Annotated in this window: 20 protein-coding genes; 7 read left to right on the top strand and 13 right to left on the bottom strand. The window is 60.2% G+C overall.

All coding sequences use genetic code 11. The features are described 5' to 3' along the window. Positions 1 to 22: 22 nt before the first annotated feature. From Har1129_RS07300 to Har1129_RS07275, 6 genes are all read right to left on the bottom strand, one after another. Positions 23 to 1,726, bottom strand: a complete 1,704-nt coding sequence (locus Har1129_RS07300; protein WP_151100057.1) for a methylmalonyl-CoA mutase family protein — start codon at positions 1,724 to 1,726, stop codon at positions 23 to 25. A 74-nt stretch (positions 1,727 to 1,800) separates the two neighbouring features. After that, on the bottom strand, positions 1,801 to 2,592 hold the full coding sequence (locus Har1129_RS07295; protein WP_151100056.1) for a CBS domain-containing protein: 792 nt from the start codon (positions 2,590 to 2,592) through the stop codon (positions 1,801 to 1,803). A 38-nt stretch (positions 2,593 to 2,630) separates the two neighbouring features. Then, complete coding sequence (locus Har1129_RS07290) at positions 2,631 to 4,352, bottom strand: DHH family phosphoesterase (RefSeq protein WP_151100055.1); 1,722 nt, start codon at positions 4,350 to 4,352, stop codon at positions 2,631 to 2,633. Positions 4,353 to 4,387: 35 nt separating this feature from the next. Then, complete coding sequence (lrpA1, locus tag Har1129_RS07285; RefSeq protein ID WP_004591923.1) at positions 4,388 to 4,816, bottom strand: HTH-type transcriptional regulator LrpA1; 429 nt, start codon at positions 4,814 to 4,816, stop codon at positions 4,388 to 4,390. Between the two features lie 85 nt (positions 4,817 to 4,901). After that, positions 4,902 to 5,840, bottom strand: a complete 939-nt coding sequence (locus Har1129_RS07280; protein WP_004516277.1) for a thiamine pyrophosphate-dependent enzyme — start codon at positions 5,838 to 5,840, stop codon at positions 4,902 to 4,904. 3 nt (positions 5,841 to 5,843) lie between these two features. Continuing rightward, the gene (locus Har1129_RS07275) at positions 5,844 to 7,742 is read right to left on the bottom strand and encodes a 2-oxoacid:acceptor oxidoreductase subunit alpha (protein ID WP_151100054.1); all 1,899 of its coding nucleotides are present in this window, start codon (positions 7,740 to 7,742) and stop codon (positions 5,844 to 5,846) included. A 267-nt stretch (positions 7,743 to 8,009) separates the two neighbouring features. Here Har1129_RS07275 and Har1129_RS07270 point away from each other — a divergent pair, with 267 nt between their 5' ends. From Har1129_RS07270 to Har1129_RS07255, 3 genes are all read left to right on the top strand, one after another. Further along, complete coding sequence (locus Har1129_RS07270; RefSeq protein WP_151100053.1) at positions 8,010 to 8,729, top strand: DICT sensory domain-containing protein; 720 nt, start codon at positions 8,010 to 8,012, stop codon at positions 8,727 to 8,729. A 57-nt stretch (positions 8,730 to 8,786) separates the two neighbouring features. Beyond that, positions 8,787 to 8,969, top strand: coding sequence for a hypothetical protein (locus Har1129_RS07265; RefSeq protein WP_151100052.1), 183 nt, complete (start codon positions 8,787 to 8,789; stop codon positions 8,967 to 8,969). 783 nt (positions 8,970 to 9,752) lie between these two features. After that, positions 9,753 to 11,081, top strand: a complete 1,329-nt coding sequence (locus Har1129_RS07255; RefSeq protein ID WP_058995297.1) for a Cdc6/Cdc18 family protein — start codon at positions 9,753 to 9,755, stop codon at positions 11,079 to 11,081. Positions 11,082 to 11,865: 784 nt separating this feature from the next. Here the strand turns inward: Har1129_RS07255 and Har1129_RS07250 are convergent. Continuing rightward, the gene (locus Har1129_RS07250) at positions 11,866 to 13,020 is read right to left on the bottom strand and encodes an acyl-CoA dehydrogenase family protein (protein WP_151100051.1); all 1,155 of its coding nucleotides are present in this window, start codon (positions 13,018 to 13,020) and stop codon (positions 11,866 to 11,868) included. 126 nt (positions 13,021 to 13,146) lie between these two features. Between Har1129_RS07250 and Har1129_RS07245 the strand changes: the two genes are divergently transcribed. Then, positions 13,147 to 13,920, top strand: coding sequence for a DUF6517 family protein (locus Har1129_RS07245; protein ID WP_151100050.1), 774 nt, complete (start codon positions 13,147 to 13,149; stop codon positions 13,918 to 13,920). A 15-nt stretch (positions 13,921 to 13,935) separates the two neighbouring features. On the opposite strand, the gene Har1129_RS07240 is transcribed toward Har1129_RS07245, so the two are convergent. The 4 genes from Har1129_RS07240 to Har1129_RS07225 form a co-directional block, all read right to left on the bottom strand. After that, a complete protein-coding gene (locus tag Har1129_RS07240; protein WP_151100049.1) occupies positions 13,936 to 15,588 on the bottom strand; it encodes a long-chain fatty acid--CoA ligase in 1,653 nt (550 codons plus the stop codon). A 102-nt stretch (positions 15,589 to 15,690) separates the two neighbouring features. Beyond that, positions 15,691 to 16,293, bottom strand: a complete 603-nt coding sequence (locus tag Har1129_RS07235; RefSeq protein WP_049944153.1) for a chemotaxis protein CheC — start codon at positions 16,291 to 16,293, stop codon at positions 15,691 to 15,693. 101 nt (positions 16,294 to 16,394) lie between these two features. Continuing rightward, a complete protein-coding gene (locus tag Har1129_RS07230) occupies positions 16,395 to 17,063 on the bottom strand; it encodes an O-methyltransferase (RefSeq protein ID WP_151100048.1) in 669 nt (222 codons plus the stop codon). A gap of 50 nt (positions 17,064 to 17,113) precedes the next feature. Then, the gene (locus Har1129_RS07225) at positions 17,114 to 18,151 is read right to left on the bottom strand and encodes a hypothetical protein (RefSeq protein ID WP_151100047.1); all 1,038 of its coding nucleotides are present in this window, start codon (positions 18,149 to 18,151) and stop codon (positions 17,114 to 17,116) included. A 194-nt stretch (positions 18,152 to 18,345) separates the two neighbouring features. Between Har1129_RS07225 and Har1129_RS20505 the strand changes: the two genes are divergently transcribed. Then, positions 18,346 to 18,504: a hypothetical protein gene (locus Har1129_RS20505; RefSeq protein ID WP_191906127.1), complete on the top strand. Its 159-nt coding sequence runs from the start codon at positions 18,346 to 18,348 to the stop codon at positions 18,502 to 18,504. Between the two features lie 128 nt (positions 18,505 to 18,632). On the opposite strand, the gene Har1129_RS07220 is transcribed toward Har1129_RS20505, so the two are convergent. Both Har1129_RS07220 and Har1129_RS07215 read right to left on the bottom strand, forming a co-directional pair. After that, the gene (locus tag Har1129_RS07220) at positions 18,633 to 19,223 is read right to left on the bottom strand and encodes a thioredoxin family protein (RefSeq protein ID WP_151100046.1); all 591 of its coding nucleotides are present in this window, start codon (positions 19,221 to 19,223) and stop codon (positions 18,633 to 18,635) included. A 74-nt stretch (positions 19,224 to 19,297) separates the two neighbouring features. Further along, a complete protein-coding gene (locus tag Har1129_RS07215; RefSeq protein WP_151100045.1) occupies positions 19,298 to 19,630 on the bottom strand; it encodes a hypothetical protein in 333 nt (110 codons plus the stop codon). A 117-nt stretch (positions 19,631 to 19,747) separates the two neighbouring features. Here Har1129_RS07215 and Har1129_RS07210 point away from each other — a divergent pair, with 117 nt between their 5' ends. After that, on the top strand, positions 19,748 to 20,242 hold the full coding sequence (locus Har1129_RS07210; RefSeq protein WP_151100044.1) for an Lrp/AsnC family transcriptional regulator: 495 nt from the start codon (positions 19,748 to 19,750) through the stop codon (positions 20,240 to 20,242). After that, a complete protein-coding gene (locus tag Har1129_RS07205; RefSeq protein ID WP_151100043.1) occupies positions 20,239 to 21,384 on the top strand; it encodes a pyridoxal phosphate-dependent aminotransferase in 1,146 nt (381 codons plus the stop codon). The genes Har1129_RS07210 and Har1129_RS07205 overlap by 4 nt, the downstream gene beginning before the upstream one ends. Positions 21,385 to 21,391 lie beyond the last annotated feature (7 nt).

The raw sequence follows: 21,391 nt of genomic DNA, 5'->3' as shown, positions 1-21,391 counted from the left end.
ATAGTTCGGCGCTTGTGCTCCGTTATGCGACGCTGGCCGTTTCCTGATAGCTCCCGTATTCTGCCTCGAAGACGGCCATGATCTCGCCCATGGTCGCGTAAGCTTTCACCGCATCGATGATGACGGGCATGACGTTCCCGCCGTCGGTGATCACCTGCTGCAGTTCGTCGAGTGCCGCTTCCACGGCCGCGTCGTCGCGCTCTGCCTTGACTGTCGCAAGCTTGTCCCGCTGGCGCTCCTGTACATCCTCGTCAACGGTTAGAATCTCGGGTTCGGTATCTTCCTCGACAGTGTACTTGTTGACGCCGACCATGACCTCTGACTCGCTCTCGACGCGCTGCTGGTACTCGTAGGCGGCGTCCTGAATCTCACGCTGGAAGTAGCCGTCCTGAATCCCCTGAATGACGCCGTCGCGGACCGAGCCGTCGCCGAGTTCGTCTCTGATGTGGTTGATGTAGGCCATCGCCTTCTCTTCGACCTCGTCGGTCAGTGACTCGATGGCGAAACTGCCGCCCATCGGGTCGACGATGTCGGCGGCTCCCGACTCCTCCGCGATGATTTGCTGTGTCCGGAGAGCGACCCGAACCGCCTGTTCGGATGGGAGCGCCAGCGCCTCGTCGAAGCTGTTGGTGTGCAGACTCTGGGTCCCGCCCAGCACGCCAGCGAGGGCCTGAATCGTCACGCGGACGATGTTGTTCAGCGGCTGCTGGGCGGTCAGTGACTGGCCTGCAGTCTGTGTGTGGAACTTCAACTGCTTGCTCGCGTCGGCCTCCGCGTCGTACCAGTCGTCCATCACGCGGGCGTAGATGCGCCGGGCTGCGCGGAACTTCGCGATCTCCTCGAACATTGAGTTGTGCGAATTGAAGAAAAAGGACAACTGTGGGGCGAACTCGTCGACGGCCATCCCGCGGTTCAGGCAGTCCTCGACGTATGCGAAACCGTCCGCGAGCGTGAAGGCGAGTTCCTGTACGGCTGTCGAGCCGGCCTCCCGAATGTGATACCCCGACACGGATATGGGCTTGAACTTCGGGGTCTCCTGACTGGCGAATTCGATGGTGTCGGTGACGAGCTTCAGCGATGGCTCCGGCGGGATGACCCACTCTTTCTGTGCGATAAACTCCTTGAACATGTCGTTCTGGAGGGTCCCTCGAATCTCCTCACGCGAGACCCCCTGCTGGTCGGCCAGCGCGATGTACATCGCGTAGATGACGGGAGCGCTGGGATTGATCGTAAACGAGGTCGACACCTCATCGAGATCGATGCCGTCGAACAGCCGCTCCATGTCTGCCAGCGTGTCGACGGCGACACCCTCTTTGCCCACCTCGCCGTCGGCCATCACATCGTCTGAGTCGATCCCCATCAGCGTCGGCATATCGAAAGCCGTCGACAGCCCCGTCTGGCCCTCGTCGATGAGATAGTGGAACCGCTCGTTGGTCTCGTCGGCGGTGCCGAAGCCCGCGAACTGCCGCATGGTCCACTGCCGGCCGCGGTACATCGTCGGATAGACGCCGCGTGTGAATGGCTCCTCTCCGGGGAAGCCGATGTCTTCCTCGTAATCGAGGTCATCGACGTCGAGCGGCGTGTACAGTCGGTCTACATCGAGGTTTGAGACCGTCGCGAACTGCTCTTTGCGTTCGCCGTAGGCGTCCAGTACGGGGTCCAGTGTCTCGGCTTCCCACTCGTCTTTCTGCTCGCGGATGCGCTGGAGGTCCGACTCGTCGAACATGCTTCCGTGTATGTCATGATTTAGTAAGAAGGTTCGGGGAAAGTGGGGTGCTACCGTCAACCACGCACCCGAGGCTAGTCTTGGAGTCGTTCCGTCGTTTGAACGAGCGGGTGGTGTGCGTAGTCGACGACTTCGATATCACCGATCGACTCCAGATCGGAGTCTGCGGCCGTCTCGGCCATCCCGAGTTCGACCGTCTCGTCGAGGACGATGACGTAGGCGTCCATCTCGTCGATATCGAGCCGCGCAGCGGCTTTCACGCGGTGGTGGCCGTCCGCCAGCAGGAGGTCCCCGCCGTTGTCGATGACGACGAGTGGTTCTGCCAGCCCACGTTCGAGTTCGTACACCCGCCCTTCGAGTTCGTCGGCGTACACCGTCGTCTGTGTCGGGGTCAAGTCGTCGATATTTATCTCTCGGCGGTCCTCGTGTGTCGAGATGCCGTGGATGTTCTCCAGCGTCCGGCCGAGCTTGTCTACCTTCCCCGGGGTCGCCCGCTCGATCTGGGAGCGGATCACGTCAGCGTTTGAGATGATCCCGACGAGGTGGCCGGCGTCGTCGACGACCGGGAGCTTCTGGATGCCCGACCGCAGGATGACGCGGGCGGTGTCCTGAACGGCCATATCCGGGTGGGCCACGAGGATGTCGTCGGACATCACCCGGAACATCGGCTCGTGGTCCTCAGCGAGCAACAGGTCCCGCGCGCTGACGAACCCTTCGACGCGGCGGCCGTCTGTCACCGGAAACCCGCTGAATTTGTCGTCAGCAGCGATACGTCGGGCGACCTCCCCGACAGTGTCGTCGAGTTCGACGGTGGCAACCTCGCGTGTCATGTAGTCTCCGACCGTCGGTCGACTCGATTCCTCCATCGGCGCGATGTTCTCGACCGACGGCAAAAAAGGCTCGCTTACGACGGCTCGTTGTCGTCGGGTTCGACGAGCGTCTCCGGGCTGTCGTCCCCGTGTTCTGACTTGTCGTCCGTTGGGTCAGCCGTGTCGTCCGCCTGTGCTGGCTCGTCGGTGTCACCCTCGGCCTCATCGCCGTTTTCCAGACGCATCACGTCGCTGTTCCAGTCCCCGGCCGGGCCGTCAACCGAGTCTTCAGGCGCGTCGCCAGCCGTCGCGATAGTATCCTCGCCGTCCCGGCCGAGCGCTGTCGATTCCGTGAACGCAGCTACGTCGTAGTCGGTGCGGGCGTAGACGCGCCCGAGCAATCGATGGGACCGTGACTGGATGGCGTCGAGAAACCGGTCTGAAACGATAGAACGAACGATCTCCTCCAGCGACTCCTCACGATCATCGACGGTGATCATCCCCACGTCGATCTGTGCGCCCGCCATATCGGCGTGACCGCCCGCGGACCCGATCTGCCCGAAGGCGTCGCGCAGGGCCTCGCCGAGGTCGATGTCCGCTCCGCGCGCCCGTGCGGAGGCGTAGATCGTCTCGTCGACGACGCCATACACCATCGTCGCCTGTACGCCTTCGAGGTCGAGCAGCCTGTCGGCCGCCTGTGCGAGCGCGTCGCGGTCACTTATTTCGCCGACACCGGTCAGGAGCACCGACCCCTCCTGTTCGCGGTTTGCAATTGCACGGCCGATGACCGACAGCGTCTCCGGGCTCACACTCGGGTCTTCGATACGCTGGAGCGTCGCCATGTCGGCGTTCGTCACGAGATGTGCTGCGGCCTCGAAGTCAGCAGCGGCGACCTCCCGGCGGAAGTCCTTCGTATCGACCTGAATGCCAAAGAGCAGGCCCGTCGCGATGGGCGTCGGAATGTCGATGTTGAACCGCTTGAGATAGTCGACGAGCAATGTGCTCGTCGCCCCGACGCCGCTCCGGAGATCGACGAAACGGGCTTCGATTGGGACACGCGGTGGATGGTGGTCAATAACGATGTCGATAGGGGTCTCCGGCGGGAGCTGGTCGTTGACACCGGCTCTGGAGTGGTCGACCAGCGCGAACGCGTCGAACGCTTCTAGTTCAGCCGGCGAATCGGCATCGAGACTCCGGAGGTCGAATTCGAGAAGGTTGACGAACGCCCGGTTCTCCTGATGGGAAATCTCCCCGTAATAGCAGATCGTCACCTCGCAATCGGCCCGTTCCGCCAGCACCTCAAGCGCGACAGCGCTGGCAATCGCGTCAGGGTCGGGGTTGTCGTGTGTGACGATGGCGAGGTGGCCATCGATGTCTCGCAGTACCTGATGGAGTTGGCGGGTCCGCGTTCCTTCGTCACCGCCCGATTGGGTGACGTAGTCGGTGACGACTGCCTCCGGCGTGACCAGCCGGTCCGCCGTGCTGTCGAGTCGGTCGCGCTGGTCCGCCGTCGCGTCGTGGCCGGCGTAGGCGAGGAGGAACGCGTCGTGAAAACAGTCACGCGCGGCCGTCGCCGCGTCAACGTTCCGTCCGGGGTCCTCGCTGGCGACGATGACGCTCTCGGGTCTGATATCGAGGTCCGTGAGAACAGCTGGGTCAGTCTGGTCGGCTTCGAGGACGTTGATGCCGTCCGCTCGAAGCGTTTCAGCACGGTGCTCGTCTTGGGTCACGACTGCCAGCTCGCCACGGTCGTCGCTAATCGCGTCGAGAAGGTCCGCGGCCATCGGCCCGAGTCCGAGCACCAGCCGAGAAAGCATACCGTGCAGTCAGCGCTGGAGCGTCTAAAAACCCGTTACTTCAGCCGTTCTTGGAGAAACGACGGATGCGCGGCGGTAACACCGTCGAGCGCGAGAATCTTGTCTTCGATGACGTCCGCCAACGAGTCCCCGTCCATCGCTCGGACTTCCGCCATCAGCATGTGGTCACCACTGGACGTGTACAGTTCTTCCATCTCCGGAATCTCCTTGAGGTTCCGCGTGGCCTCGACGTAGCAATCGCTCGCGATGTCGATGCCGACTAGGGCAATCGACTGGCCCGCCAGCTTCTTCGGGTCGACATCGGCTGAGTAGCCGACGATGACGCCCTCCTCTTCGAGTTTCTGGATGTATTTCCGGACTGTTGGCTTCGATACGTCGGCTCGCTCCGCGATTTCTGCGTACGAGGCCTGTGCGTCCTCTTCAAGGACCGACAGGATTCGACGCTCCGTAGACTCGGCACTCATGGACTAATCTTTTCGGTGCATGAAAAAATATCTTCCGAACCGGAAACCCACGTTCGAGGTGGTGTCCGAAGACCGGTAGCGACCCTTATTTGTGGTGTTCGAGGAGGTTGTCGTAGGTTCGCTCCCACTCTGCGTCCTCGTCGAAGTACCGCTCTGCAAGCGGCTCCTCGGGCATCTCACCGATCTGGCGCTTCTCCTCGCCGTAGGAGGGGCGCTCGTCTTCGATGTACATCCGACCGGTCAGCACTTCGCCCTCGTACAGGCGTTCCTCGGTCTTTCGCATCATCTCGGCGGCTTCCGCGCGGTCCGAGACGTCGAAGTCGAACTCGTCTGACTGCTGGACGTCCGTGTACGGGACGTAGTGTTTCGCGTCCTTGTTCCACGTCGGACACTGGGTGAGGAAATCGATATGCGCGAAGCCGTCATGTTCGATGGCTTCGGCGATGATTTCCTTGGCCTGGTTCGGGTTGACAGCAGCGGTGCGGGCGATATAGGTCGCGCCGGCGTTGAGCTGCTGGGACAGGGGGCGGATCGGCGACTTCGCCGAGCCGTGGGGCTGTGTCTTGGACTTGTGGCCCTTCGGCGACGTCGGCGAGGTCTGGCCCTTGGTCAGCCCGAAAATCTCGTTGTTGAACACGATATAGGTCATATCGTGGTTTTCACGGGCCGTGTGGATGGTGTGGTTCCCACCGATACCGTAGCCGTCGCCGTCCCCGCCGGCCGCAATGACTTCGAGGTTGGGGTTGGCGAGCTTCGCGGCCCGGGCGACGGGCAGCGAGCGGCCGTGGATGGTGTGGAAGCCATAGCTGTTGAAGTAGCTGTTGAGCTTCCCGGAACAGCCGATACCGGTAAACAGCGCGACTTCGTCGGGGTTCTTGCCGACCTCCGGCATGGCCTGCTTGAGCGCTTTGAGGACGCCGAAGTCGCCACAGCCCGGACACCAAGTCGCCTGCGGTTCGATACCGGGTGTGAACTCGTCGCGCTCGATCTCGCGTTCTTCGTTGATTGCTGAGAATGCACTCATTGGTTAGTCACCTGCCGCGGGGACGTACTTCATGTTGCTCGCGGCGAGTTCCTCGCCGTCGATGCTGGACTCGAACCCGTCGACGATCTCGGCGGGCTCGAAGGGGTTGCCGTTGTACTTCAGGAGGCTCGACATCTTGTCACCGTACTTGCCGAGTTCCTTCTGGGTCAGGCCGCGGAACTGGGCCGTGGCGTTCATCTCGACGACGAGCGCCTCGTCGACTGATTCGAGCCATTCGGAGACTTCCTCCTTCGGATACGGAGCCATGTCGGAGACGCCCAGTGCCTTCACGGAGTGACCGTTCTCGTTGAGTCGGTCGACGGCCTCGAAGACGGTCCCTTGCTGGCTACCCCACACGAGGATGCCGTAGTCGGCCTCGTCGGGTCCGTGGTAGGTCTGGTGAGACGTGTTTTCGTCCAGATCAGCACGGATGTCGTCGAGCTTGTTGAGCCGACGGTTCATCTGCGCGATTCGGTTCTCGGGGTCCTCGCTGATGTGCCCGGACGGGTTGTGCTCGTTCCCGGTCGCGAGGAAGCGGCCGTCCTTCTGGCCCGGCACGGAGCGCGGGCTGACGTTCGAGCCGTCCTCGGGTTCGTGGAGGAACCGCTGGAACTTCCCGGAGGAGTGGTGTGCCGCGTCCTGAATCTCCTCTTCGGTGAGGACCGCGCCGGGGTCGGCGTTCGGTTCCTCGTCGAAGTGGCTGGCCGGGAGATTCCGGAGTTCGCCCTGAATCTTCTGGTCGTAGATGACGATAGCCGGGATCTGGTACTCGTAGGCGATGCGGAACGCAGAGCGAGTCTGCGTGTAACACTCGCGGATGTTCGCCGGTGCGAACACGACGCGGGCGGAGTCACCCTGTGACGTGTACAGGACGTGTTCGAGGTCCGCCTGTTCGGGCTTGGTCGGCATCCCCGTCGAGGGACCGGCCCGCATCGCTTCGACAAGTACGAGCGGCGTTTCGGTCATCTCTGCCAGTCCGAGCGGTTCGGACATCAGCGCGAAGCCACCGCCGGAGGACCCGGACATGGCCTTCACGCCGGCGTGGGACGCACCGAGCGCCAGCGCGGCGGCGGCGATCTCGTCCTCGACCTGTTCGGAGATGCCACCGAACTCGGGCAGGTGCTGTGACATGATGGTGAACACGTCGGTCCACGGAGTCATGGGGTAGCCCGAGATGAAGCGACAGCCCTCGTCGATTGCGCCGTATGAGATCGCGTTCGAGCCCGAGAGAATGACCTGCTCCTCGTCGTGAGAGTCCTCGGGGACCTCGATGTCGTGATCGATGTCGAGTTCGCTGGCGGCTTCGTAGGCGTCGTGCAGGACGTTGAGGTTCGCCTCCTGCATGTCGCCGCTCATGTTCTGTTTGATGAGCTTCTCGAACTCGTCGGTGCTGATGTCGAGAATGGCCGCAGTCGCGCCGATACCGGCCGTGTTCCGCATGATCTCGCGGCCGTGTTCCTTGGCGATACCGCGGAGGTCCATCGGGACGACGTGCCAGTTGTTCTCCTCGGCGGCTTCTTCGAGACCGATCTCGTCGACGTCCTCGTCGTCGAGTAGCCCCTCGTCGTACAGCAAGACGCCGCCCTCACGGAGGTCGTCGAAGTTCTCGTACAGCGGTTTGAGCTCCTCTTTGCCGTAGTAGGCCTCTTCCTGTGGGTTTCGGGCGAAGGAGTCACCCAGTGCCAGCAGGAAGTTGTAGCCGTCCCCGCGGGACTGTACTGGCTCGTCTTTGGCACGTACTTCTACGTACGTGTGGCCGCCGCGGATACGCGACGGGTAATGACGGTGTGTGAACACGTTCAGCCCCGACCACATCAAGGCCTTCGCAAAGTTCTGGCTTGTCGAGTCGATTCCGTCACCGGAACCACCGGCGATTCGCCAGATTAGTTCGTTGTCTGTCATGGTGAAATCCTCGGCCCCAGCTCTGGTGCCGTATCAATCCGTTAGGGGGCCATGACTAAAGATTTTCCACTACATCACCACTCATTAATCGTTATCTTTCGGCTCAGGACCTCACATTGCTGTTTTCGAAATGGGGGTTCGTCACTATTGGTACATTATCACAGGGCCGATCTATCCGTCCTCGGTATACTTGTCATCCACCAATAGTAAGCCATGCAATGTCCTCCCGCAACGCCTAACACAGTGAGTACCGATGTATAGTCGAGGATGTCGCTAACGGAACTCATCGCTGGCGTTGAGGATCATCAGAAGACACTGACTGTCTTCAACGCTGGGCCAGCAGCGGCCGAAGACCTGCGCGAGCGCTTCGCGGACCGCAACGTCCACGTACAGAGCGAGCAGACCGAGAGCGGGCGACCGGGCGAATTCATCACGCTGAGCGAGGATGAAGCGGTTATCGCGGCCGCGAGTCTCAATTCGTTCACCGAATCGCTCAACGAAGGTCGACGGTACATCACGCGGGACAACAGCCCGTACGCGTCCATTCTCGATCACCTCGACGAGACGATGTTCACCTCGTGGTCGATCCAGCGGATGACCGCCGCGTCCCGAGAAATCGAGGACCGCGCGTGGCGAGTGGGACAGGGAACACTACACGCCGGCTTCCAGACACTCTCGACTTTGCAGGGCGAACTCGATCTTTACGAACGGCTGGGCGAGACTGACGTGGATGTCCACGCCTATGCCGTCCCTGATGTCGAGCCTCCCGAGTACAGCACGTTCTCGTTGCATCTGGAGCGGTCGGACGAGATTGCTGACTCGTGGTTCGTCGTGTTCGATGGCGGCGGTGACCCGACCCAGAAATGTGCTCTATTAGCCGAGGAGCGCGAACCGCGCGAGTTCTACGGCTTCTGGACCTACGACGAGTCCACGGTCGACTGGATCATCGATTATCTGGAGGAGACATACGGCTATCTCGAACAGTGAGCCGCGTTCGAATTGGCCATCACCACGGCTCGCCGTCAGCTGGTATCCGCGGTTGAGATGACGAACGTTGCTGAGTCCAACGAGTTCCGTATCGAAGAGACCGGCGAACGCCTCAATGGTCTCGAACTGGATTTACACCTGTTTTTCGGCGTGTGGGCTGTCGTTGAGCGCCACGAAGACCGGTTGGTCGTGGCAACCGACGACAGTAAGCGCCGAACGCTTGTCGCTGTGTCGGACTAATCTGTCATGGACTGCGTCTCAGTCCCCTGTCCCGGACACCCCCTCGAATACCGAGAGGTCATGGCTGAGCAGTGCCTCGGCCCCAGCGGCTCGTTGCCGTTCGCGGCATCGTTTCTCTTTCCACGCGCCGTTGTTCCGCGGTTCGCGGCCGTCGCGACCCTGTGGCCGTCGACGACGAAGTTTCGGCCACCTGTACGCGGCCCCGGTCGGCACTGTGGCTGGCCTTGCTCGCTGCAACACCCGCTCGCAAGCGTGCAGTTGGCTTCGTCTGCCCGGTGATGCCACTTCTTTTTATATTAAATCGCGCTCGGTATGAGCGGACCCACACACACCACCCTGCAAGTGTTCTCGGTGTTGGTAGGAGTGGGGGTGGGGAGGGGTGGGTCCCCTCATACGTATTTAAACGAGTGAAGAGTCGGTTAGTTGTATCGGAGTTCTGTGTTCGGGCCGGTTCTCAGAAGCGTATAGAATTGGCTTTAGGGGTGTTATAGCATCAATAAAGTCATCAGGGCTATTTTTAGCTAACCAGATATTATTTCCTAAACCATAAGATATAAAAAATAGTACTAGACCTAGTTCTAGTCTAGAACGCAGAGGATATAGAATCGCAGGACTCAAGTGTGTTAGATCAAGAGTCGACAGAGCATACTGCTTGTCACTGTTTTCGAGGGTGGCCGAAGAAACACTTGCAGGGTGGTGTGTGACTACTCGACGTAGAAACACTTGAAACACTTGAACGATGGTCACTGGTTTTATATATAGTCACTCAAAAAGTGGGTTACGATGGTCGACGTGAACGAGAACCCGTTCGATGGGACTGACGCGATTTTCGAACGAAAGCAACCGCTAAAAAAAGACACGTTCACGCCGGATACGATCTTTCACCGTGACGAGGAGATCGAGTTCTACATCAACGCGCTTCAGGATGTTATCGTCGGTCACGACCCCAACAACGTCTTCGTCTACGGTCCCACGGGCGTCGGCAAGACTGCTGTCACGAAGTGGGTTCGCGATAAACTCGAAGAGAAAGCCGAGGCCGAGGATATCCCGCTCACCGTTGTCGGCCCGATAAACTGTCGGAACTACCGGTCGGCGTATGCGTTGGTCAACACCCTTGTCAACGAGTTCCGAGAGCCCGAAAACCAGCTTCCTGAAAGCGGCTACAGCACTGATAGCGTCTTTGAGTTCCTCTACGAAGAGATCGAGGCTGTCGGTGGGAACGTTCTTATTATTCTGGACGAGATCGACAACATTCCCGCGGACGCACGGAACGACTTCCTCTATGAACTGCCCCGAGCTGAAGCGAACGAGAACACGCCGATCACCGATGCGAAGGTCGGGCTCATTGGAATCTCAAACGACCTCAAGTTCGTTGACGTGCTGGAACCCAAGGTGAAATCGACGTTAGGAGAGCGAGAAATCAAGTTCGGCCCGTACGACGCAACTGAACTTCGGGATATTCTGGGCTACTACGCCGACATCGCGTTCCGGGAGGACGTGCTCGGCGAAGATGTCGTCCCACTGGCGGCGGCCTTCTCGGCACAAGAGCGCGGTGACGTTCGGCAGGGGCTCCGCATCCTCGAAAAGGCCGGGGAGTACGCACGAATGGAGGGTGCAGATGGCGTGACGGAAGCACACACCCGCCGGGCGACGGACACTATCGAGACCGACGAACTCCTCGATTACTTCGAACATGACCTGAGTTCACAGCAGGCGCTGACGTACCTTGCGACGACGCTTGCACTCATCGAACCGAAACACGAGGCGTCGACGAAGCGAATCTATAACCTCTACTCCTCGATTGCGGAGTCGAGCGGTCGCCGCGTGAAATCCGAGCGCAAGATTTACGAGTTTCTCGACCAGCTCTCGATGCAGGGGCTGGTCCGCTCTGCGGAACGCAACCTCGGCCGGAAGGGCGGACGTAAGTACATCTACGAGGTCACCGACGACCCGACCGACATTATCAACGCTGCGCTCCAGTCATCCTACAGTGACGCCGTGCCGAGTAACGTCAACGGAATTCTCGAACATTACTTGGAAGACGAGGCCACCGAGTTCGAGGCACCGGACACAACCGACGACGAGCAACAGAACCTCTGGCAGTTCACGTAGCCAGCGTACTTACACACCCCACCCGCTCACACGGCAGAACACTTGCACGGTGGTGTGTGTGTTCAGCAGTAGTCTCTCTACTGTGCAGTCCAGAACAGTTGCAGGGTGGTGTGTGTGCCCACAATAGATCGTGAAATCGAAGTGCCAACAGGGCCATCATGTGCTATTTGCTCCCCGGACAGTGTGTAGAACACTTGCAGACCGGTGTGTCTGTTGACTTTCGCAACAGCGGTACAGTATTCCGTTTCGAAAACACTTGCAGGGTGGTGTGAACTCCGATTCGACGAGAAAACCGTCCAAAACGGGCTTTTCGGAACACTTGCAGGGTGGTGTCCCCGTGGACTCTCGTCTCTCACTCAGTGCGTGAAACACTTGCAGGGTGGTGTGACAGGGCGTATCGGAACGTCGAGCCACAGCGCAAAACACTTGAAGCGTGGTGTCTCAGGGGAACTTCGTTTGATCGAACAATCTTGTATGAACACTTGCAGGGTGGTGTGTGAACAGGTGTACACTGTCCGCGGGCAGTTGTAGCCGATTTGGGAACACCTGAAGGCAGTGAAAGAACACTTGTAGGGTGGTGTACTGACCCAATATGAGCGGTCTTGGACCCTTTGTACAGTGACTGACCCGCTTGGTGTACTGGGCGGTTCGGACCGCCCAATAACGAACTGCCGTACAGGGGAACCAGACTTCGCCGAAGAACACTCGAAGGGTGGTGTGCCTGCGAAAATACGCCGTTTCGACGCAATCGAGCAATCGAGACTGCTCGACTGACCTCTATCCGTTACAGCGGGGCCTGATTGTAGATGAGATTCCGCTGAATGTCGTTGGCTCCCTCGTAGATGACTGGAATTCGCACGTCTCGGTACACGCGGGAAATACGGTTCTCGGTCAGGACGGACCGGCCCCCGTGGAGTTGCATCCCCTTCTCCGCACAGTCCATCGCGGCTTCAGTCGCTTGGGTTTTTGCCAGTGCGGCCCAGTAGCCGGCGTTCTCCTGATTCGCGACGCGCTCGGCCGCGTGCCAGGTGAGCGCTCGGGCGGACTGGAGGCCAAGTTGCATATCGGCCAGTTTGTGCTGGACCGCTTGGAACTCATCGACGGTCTTGCCGAAGGCCTCGCGGTCGTGGACGAACTCCCAGGCTTCCTCGATGGCCGCGGCGGCGAGGCCGATGCCGTGGCCGCCGACGACGACGCGCCCGTGGTTGAAGAACTCGGCGAGCATGTAGAAGCCGGCCCCTTCGACGCCGATGAGGTTCTCCTCCGGAATGCGGCAGTCGTCGAGTACGATGTGGGCCTGCTTGGACGCCCGGAAGCCCATCTTCTCGGGGATGTGCTCGGCGTGGTAGCCGTCGGCGTCCGTCGGGACGATAAACATCGAGTAGTTCCCGTAGCGGTCGTTCGGGTCGTCACCGGTCTTGGCGTACAGCGTTACCCAGTCGGCCTCGACACCGTTTCCGATCCAGTACTTCTCGCCGTTGAGCACCCACTCGTCGCCGTCCTTCTCGGCGGCCGTCGTCATCCCGGCGAGGTCGCTCCCTGTTTCCGGCTCTGAGACGGCGAGACCGGTAAGCTGGTCGCCGGCGGCGACGGGCTCAAGGAACTCTTCCTTCTGCCAGTCTGCGCCGTGGTCCTCGACGATCTCAGCGCCGAAGCTGGCGAGTTGGATCGTCAGCGCGATTCCTGCGTCGGCTTTGTACAGCTCTTCCGCCATCGCGAGCATCTGCTGGAGGTCGTAACCGCTCCCGCCCCACTCCTCACCGATATCCTGTGCGACGAGTCCGGCCTCCGTGGCCGCTTCGAGCACTTCCCAGGGGTACTCCCCGGACGCATAGTAGTCACCCGCGACTGGTTCGATATGCTCCGCGGCGAACTCCCGAGCCTCTTCCTTGACCTCGTGTGCGTGTTCTGGAACGAGTTTCTCGGATAGCAGATCCATAGGAATTATCATGGTTTGTGTACTCATATACTCCGTGGAACTCTGCCAAACACCGTCGTAGTTGTTTCTCCAAAACTCCTGATAATCGGCCAGCACGCTTTTGCATGGCTGTGACCTCCCTCGGACATGAATCGTCGAGACTACCTGCTTGCCGGAGCCGGCCTCGGGACCGCCGGGCTTGCGGGGTGTTCGTTTCTGGCCGCAGCTGAGGCACCGCCACCCGACGTTCCGAAACAGCAACTGAACGACGGCGGCTGGACGCGAACGGACCAGTCCGCAGAAACGGTGTTCGACAGAAACTATGGCCCGGTATCAGTCGAAGCCGTCTCCAGTACGGTCCAGTACGTCGACGAACAGTTACAGGCGCGTGTCGCCGACCGAACCCTCGATCAGGTGCAGACTGCGCTTTCGGTGTTTTTCGCCACGCGGGTGGATTTCAGCCCCAATCTGGACAACCTTCCAGCCGGCGTGGGCCGCAAAGAACTGCTGGCCGAAGTCAGAACAAATGCCCGCGACAGCTTCGAACAGCAGATGGAGGCACAGGGGCTGACCGACATCGAGAAATCCGGCGAGGGCACAATCGATATCGATACCGGTGAGACAGCCGAGACGGTGGCACTGTCTGCCGTGTACCCATTCGAGGGGATTTCCTTCGACGTGACGGAGAACGAGGTCGTCGAGATTCCGGCAAGTGACATCGATATCTCGGCGATGTTTGCCGTCTGGCACCACGGCGACTTCGTCATCATCTCCGGCGGTGCGTACCCGGCACAGAACTTCGCACAGACCGTCGAAACCGACCTGAGCGACGGGATTACAGTCACCGTCGATGTCGACCTCGGCCTCCAGCCAGACACCTACCAGACCGAAGTTCGGAGTCTCGTCGCTGGCGTCCAGTAACCGTTCCGTACGCTCTTACTCAGGGGCAGCATCGTCGGGGACGCGACCCTCAACGAGTGATTCGTCGGCGTACTCGTCACGGAGCGACTTCTTGTCGAACTTGCCGGTCGCCGTCTTCGGGACCTCGTCGATGGTAATGAAGTTGTCCGGGACCCACCACTTGGGGTAGGAATCGAGGATGTGCTCCCGGAGCTCATCACCGAGCGTGTCTTCGTCGGCGTCGGCTGCCGGAACGATCATCGCGAGGGGGCGCTCCTGCCAGCGCTCGTGTGGGACACCGATGACTGCCGCTTCGTTCACGCCGTCATGTGCTATCAGCTCGTTTTCCAGTTCGAGCGAGGAGATCCACTCTCCGCCGCTCTTGATAACGTCTTTTGCCCGGTCGACGATCTTGATGTAACCGTCCTCGTCGACGGAGACCACATCACCAGTTTTCAGATACCCGTCCTCGAACTCCTGTTCGTTCGCTTCCGGCCGCTTGAAGTACTCCGTCGTCACCCACGGCCCGCGGATGTGTAGCTCACCGAAGTCCTCGCCGTTGTGTGGGACCTCGTTGCCGTCGTCGTCAATGACACGGAACTCCAGCCCGGGCGTGATAAGCCCCTGTTTCGAGCGCTTGTCCAGTTGCGTCTGGTAGTCGGCGTCCTCTAAATCACTTCGCAGGGACGCTACCGCACCCACCGGTGCCGTCTCGGTCATCCCCCACGCATGGACGAGCTCCACGTCGTGGTCATCGAAGAACCGGATCATCGCCTCTGGGGCGGCACTTCCGCCGACAATCAGCCGCTCAAGCGAAGAGAGGTCGACGTCGTTCTCTTTGATGTACTCCATTAGCCCCAACCAGACGGTCGGGACGCCAGCGGTAACGGTGACGTTCTCCTCCTCGATGAGCTTCGCGAGGTCTGCGGGCTCGGGCTGTGGGCCGGGGTAGACGTGTTTGGCCCCGCCTGCAGTTGTCGAAAACGGGAGGCCCCACGCGTTGACGTGGAACATCGGGACGACGGGCATTACAACGTCGTCGTCGTCGACTGGGATGCCCTGTGGCGACTGAATGCCCATCGTGTGGCTCCACAGCATCTGCTGGGTGTACTCGACGCCTTTCGGTCGCCCAGTCGTGCCCGATGTGTAACAGAGGCCTGCAGGGCGGTCCCCCTCCAGTTCGGGCCAGTCGTACTCCGTCGGCTGGTCGGCGATGAACGACTCGTAGGCGACGGCGTCAAGGTCCGTCTCCGGGACGGACTCGCTCATCACGATGAACTGCTCGACCGTCTCGAAGGACTCCGGATCTTCTGTCGCCGCGCCCTCGAGCTTCGGCAGGAGCGATTCGTCGACGAAAATGAGCTCGTCCTGTGCGTCGCTGACGATGTACTGGATGTGTTCGTCGGGCAGGAGCGGGTTGATAGTGTGTAACTGCGCCCCGGTTCCCGGTATCCCGAAGTAGGTCTCGAAGTGACGGCTATGGTTCCAGCAGAACGTCCCGAGCCGCTCGCCGTCGCCGTAGCCGGCCTCCTCGACTGCGTTCGCTAACTGCGCCGTCCGCTCGGCATATTCCGCGTAGTCGTGACGGACGATACCCTCGTGGGTACGAGAGACGACTTCTGTGTCCGGATACAGTGTCTCTGCACGCCACAGGAACGGTCGTAGAGTTTGCGGGCTTCCTCCTGGCATATCATGACGCAGGGGCTCACGGTACAAGAAACACTGCTAAATCTTTCATGAGGGAAAAGGAGTTCATCAGCAGTGCTCGCCGCCCTTCTCTCGTAATACTGCTTACACTTCGATTTCCTGCATCAGGTCGACCAGTTCTTCGAGTTCCGGGAACGTGTACACTTTCACGTTGATGTCGGATTCCAGTGCGTGGACGCGGGAGTCGAACATCAGTGCCATCTCGTTGTCGCGGTCGCCGACGAGCTGGTCCACCATCCCACTTCCGGGGCCGAACGTGAAGTTCGGCGTGGAGATGTCGATTGTCGTATCGAGGACGTTCGCCCAGCCGTCGATGAAGCCACTGGTCATGATGTTCCCGATCTCCTGAATCGCCGAGCGCTCCATGTCGGTGAAGCCGCTCGCGTTCGGGTCCGTTTCACCCATATCCCCGATCATCCCGGTGGCGAGGTCCTTCGCACTGGCGGCGTTGAACAGGAACAGGATGTGACCGTGAGGCTTTTCGACCATTTCGATACTGATACCGATCTGTTTCTCGTCGCCGACGTGTGTCTTGATATCCGGGATATCGATGAAGTTGATCTTCGTGATCTCCATCTCCGTCTCCATCCCCGTCATCTGGCTGAGGTGGTTCGCAACGGTGTTTCCGCCCTCTTTAGCCATCTGATTGAACAACCCGAGCTTCCGAATATCTATCATCAGACTCATTCGTTAGGACCAGCGTTGCCGCTGAGTTGTGCGTCCTCATACATAAGCTATGCACCCGCATTTTCGTCGGCGAGAATCAGAGCGTGTCGGTACTGCTTTGCTTACTCCACACGGACGCTCACAGCGACACCCTCACCGAGCGGCAGCAGTCCGGTCTCGAACGCCGGGTCGTCGCCGACGCGTTCGAGATAGGTGGCGATCCCGCGACTCGTCTTGTTGGCGTCGATGTCGTCGCCCTCCAGCAACGCCTGTACCGCCTCGAACTCCAGCGGCCCGGCCTCGATCATGTTATCGGCGACTACGGCTCCACCGACTGGCACCTTCTCACGGACGGCCTCGAACGCCTCCGCGTACCGGTGCTTCTCGTTGTCGATGAGCACCACGTCGAACGGGCCGTCGTAGCGTTCGATGGTCTCGATTGCGTCCCCATGCTCGAAGGCGGCCCGGTCGGCGAACCCGCCGCGGTCAAGGAACTCGCGGGCTTCCGCCAGTTCGTCGGCATCGATCTCCGTCAGGACGATCTGACCGTTGTCGGGCACAGCGGGTGCCATCCAGTACGCCGAGTAGCCAAACCCCGAGCCGAACTCGAAGACACGGTCGGCGTCGACCATCCGGGTGACGAGGCGGAGCCACCCGCCGACTGCGGGGCCGACCGTCGGGAACCCTTCTCGGTCGGCTTTGGCGTCCATCTCCTCGATGATTGCATCGCTGGCCGGCGCCAGTGTCCGGGCGAACTGTTCTGTCACTCCCGGGAGCGGGGTTTCGTCCATATCGGGCTATGCCGGTAGCGGTGACATAAATGAGTGGGTCCGGGCCGGAGCTACCCGAGTTCGAGGCGTTCGACGTACTGAATCACTGATTCCAGCGCGGGATTGGGGTAGTACTCGACGGTGTTTCCCGCTGTCTCGTATGAGAGAATTCCGAGATCGTCCAGCCGCGGCAGGTGATTGTGTGCCAGCGACACGCCAACTTCGTCGCGTGACTTGGGCGTCGCCCTAGCCGGGATGGCCTTCTCGCGTTCGTAGACCCGGTCGACGAGGTCGTCCAGCGGGACTTCGGCTTCCGAGCGGTCTTTCAAGTGATACAGGAGACTGCGGCGCCGTGGGGCGGAGATCAGTTCCAGAACTTGGTCAAACGAGTAGGGAATCGGAATCGTTTCGGGCTCCTCCGGGTCGCCCTTCTTGACGCCGCCGGGTGGGGTGACGGTGTTCCGGAACGTCGGTGTCTCGTCCGTGTCCTTCGACCCCGTGACGGTCCAGCCGTGGTCCGGGAGGTACTCGTACACGACATCATACAGCGGTCGGAACATCTCGACTGTCTCTTCCGTGTGGGCCTCTGGGTCCATGTGGTGATGGCTCGAGACATCCATTTCGGCACATTGTCGGTTCAACGCAGTCACCAGCGCGATGACGCGGTTACGTTCCCATGACTCAAGTAGTCCAGTTAGCGAATGCAGGCATAGAAGTAGCGGCGCATCTGCCTGTTCCAGTCGACCGAGATGGCGAGAGACAGTCGCGCCGATGTCTATCGGTTCCACTGTCGCGGGAAGGGTATCAAGCGTTAATGAGGGAAATGCGCCAGACGCCGCTGCCTGTGAGTTAGCCGGTAACTCGCTGCCGGCATCGATGATGATCGCCTCTTCGGGCATCTCGTCGTCGAGGTGCTGTTGCCACAGGGAGAGGCGTGAATCGGGGGACTCAGACATCGTGACACAGATCGCCTTCGACTCACTGACCCCCTGCTCAGCCAAGAAGCCGGCACATCCCTCTCGTTCGGCGTCGCTTGAACCGCGTGCAAGCACCAATACCGACGCAGCTTCTTTCAGAGGCTGGTCTACTGTCCCACTCCCGGAGTTCATTGCGTACTGTATCGTATCAGGAACCATAAAGCCATCAACAAATAAGCGTTCCCTTGACACATGATAACATCCACTGGCAAACGCTTGATCTGAGACCGTGCCTGTATCGCCTTCCACGGTGTGGCCCGTTCCCAGTGTGTGACAGACAGCCTCGAGTCCGAGGATTTTTGCAGTACTACGCCGTATTACTGTCCATGCCCATTATGGCGAGTGGCGACTTTTCTATCCACATCGAAGAGTGTGATGAATTTGACGACGGGATGCCGATAAGTTCGCTTCCGGACGAGGTCACATCCATCGACGACCTCGACTGTGAGTGCTGGAGTGGGTTCGAGTCGCTAGACGATATCTGACACTGCTTCTCACTGTCCGGGTTTCGGGTGCGGGTCCTGTCACTCCCAGATAGCTGCTATCCACATCACGTTCACACAACCACGAGCTCGTTTTCAGCTAAAAACGCTGTTCACTCTGGACGCCCCACTCAGACGTCCCAGTACGCCGGTTCGTTACCGGATTTCCACTTTATCGAGCAGCCTCTGGACGGTTTCTCGACGGCCGTTATCTGGTCGCCAGTCAGTAACGTCTCGACGTGTCCGGCCATCTCCCGCTCGCTTGGTTCGTCATCGGGGTTCGGGGCGTCATCGAGGCGGCCGTGGTATGCCAGCTTGAACGTCTCATCGTCGTTTCGGAACAGGAACGGATCGGGGGTACAGCGGGCGCCGTACGCGGCTGCGACATCTTGTGACTCGTCGAACAGGTACGCGTCGTACTGTACCTCTCCGCGCTCGACGAGCTCCTGCATTCGATCGAAAGAGTCGTCGGGGTACTCCTCGGGGTCGTTGGCATTGACACCGACGACGGCGAGATCGTTGTACTCCGTTGCGAGGCGATTCAATTCATCAACCTTCGCCTTCGCGTACGGACAGTGGTTACACGTAAATACGAGCAGCAGTGCGTCCTTGTCCGCAAAATCCGACAGTGAGTACGTCGCCCCGTCCGCTCCCGGGAGTTCGAACGTCGGTGCTTCGTCCCCACGCCCGAGCACGTCGGATTCCGAATCGAGTGAAACCATCGACCTTCACTACGACTGTCGGCGCTAAAAGTCCACGGACGCGCTAGGCTCCCTTTACAATCGCTACTTTCTGCTCACCTGTCGACTTCGCTCGACGTCGCTGCCGCCGTATCGAAGGCTTTCGCTGCCTCGAACGCTGCGCTCCCATCATCGACCGAGAACAACGTCTCTTCCCCCTCCGCTTCGTGTTTTTCCAGTAGCCCGACCGTCACCAGCTCTTCGAGCGTCCCGTCGAGATACAACGTCTTCAGCGGCACGCCGGCCGCTTCACTCAGGGCTGTTTTCGTATACCTCTCGTCCGCATCCAGACGGAGTAGCGTGTTAATAACTGTCGCCGCCTTGTCGTGGTTCGCGACGTGTGCCCATCCTGTGTCAGAATCAGCCCGCTGGCCACCCTCTTCGAACATTAGTCGACACCTAACCGGCAGAGATACTAAAACTGTCTGGTGTATCTCGGTCCCAATGATGTGACGCTCTCTCACTATTGAGCAAGGCTTTTGTCCGCGTCACTCTGCTGGCACTGTATGAGCAGTCGCCGCGAGATACTCGACCTGCTACGGGAGAACGCCCGCTACACGACCGAGGACATCGCTCGGTTGACCGATTACTCTGAAACCGAGGTAGCTGAGATCATCGATGAGTTCGAGGAGGCAGGCATCATCCGCGGCTACCAAGCAGTCGTCGACTGGAATGCGGTCGAAAGCGACGAAGAGCGCGTCCGCGCCACCGTTGAACTCAACGTTACGCTGGACCGTGAGACCAGCTACGACGACATCTCCGACCGAATCGCGAAGTTCCCCGAAGTGACGTCACTTCGACTCGTCAGTGGTGACTACGACTTCGATCTGGAGGTCGAGGGCGATTCGATGCGTGAAGTGTCACACTTCATCAGCGACAAAATCGCGCCGATTCCCGAGATCACACAGACGGTCACCCACTACATCATGGAGTCGTACAAGGAGCAGGGGATGGAGTTCGACGACCACGACGACGACGACCGGCTGTCCGTCTCACCATGACGTTCGAACCAGCAGACAGGGTCGACAGCGTGCCGCCCTCGGGCATCCGACGGTTCTTCGAACTGGCCGAAGAGATGGACGACATCATCTCGCTCGGGGTCGGCGAACCGGATTTCTCAGCTCCATGGGCGGCCCGTGAAGCGGCTATCGCGTCGCTCGAACGCGGCCAGACCTCCTACACCGCCAACCGCGGCAAGCGGGAGCTCAGGGAACGCATCGCGGACTACGAGGCCGCCACGCACAGTCTACAGTACGACCCCGACGAGGAGATTCTCGTCACTGCGGGCGCGAGCGAGGGCCTCGATCTCGCCTTTCGAGCGCTGCTGAACCCCGGTGACTCCATCGCGATAGCCCAACCCTGTTACGTCTCCTATGTCCCCGGTGCGACGTTCGCCGGCATCGACGTCATCGACGTGCCGACGCGCGCAGAAGACGAGTTCAAACTCACCCGGGAGGTACTAGAATCGTCCGGTGCGGCCGACGCCGACGCCCTCGTGTACTGCTATCCGAACAACCCCACCGGAGCGACGATGACGGCCGAAGAGATGGCGTCTGTTGCGGCTTTCTGTCGCGAAAACGACCTTCTCGTCTTCGCCGACGAAATCTACGCCGACCTCACGTACGAACACGACCACACGTCTATCGCTACCCTTCCCGGGATGCGTGAGCGGACCGTCGTCTTCAACGGCTTCTCGAAGGCCTTTGCGATGACTGGGTTCAGGCTGGGGTACGCGATGGCCCCGCCGAAAGCCATTGAAGCGATGAATCGCATCCATCAGTACTCGATGCTTTCGGCCCCGACGACGGCCCAACACGCCGCCATCGAGGCACTCGACAACTGCCGCGACGAGGTAACCGAGATGGCCGCCCAGTATGACCGCCGCCGGAAGTACGTCCTCACACGGTTCGACGAGATGGGGCTGGACTGCTTCCCGGCGGCTGGGGCGTTCTACGCATTCCCGGAATGTCCATGGGATGATGCCGGTGAGTTTGCCGAGAGTCTGCTTCAGGAAAAGCGGGTCGCAGTCGTGCCCGGAACCGCTTTCGGTGAGGGCGGGTCGGGCCACCTTCGAGTGTCGTACGCGACTGGTCTCGATGATCTCAAAGAAGCGATGGCCCGGATAGAATCGTTCCTTAATTGATAATTAC

The sequence above is a fragment of the Haloarcula sp. CBA1129 genome, from assembly GCF_008729015.1.
GTDB lineage: Archaea > Halobacteriota > Halobacteria > Halobacteriales > Haloarculaceae > Haloarcula.
Note: the sequence above shows the minus strand (reverse complement) of the source record. Positions and strands in the feature narration are given on the sequence as shown.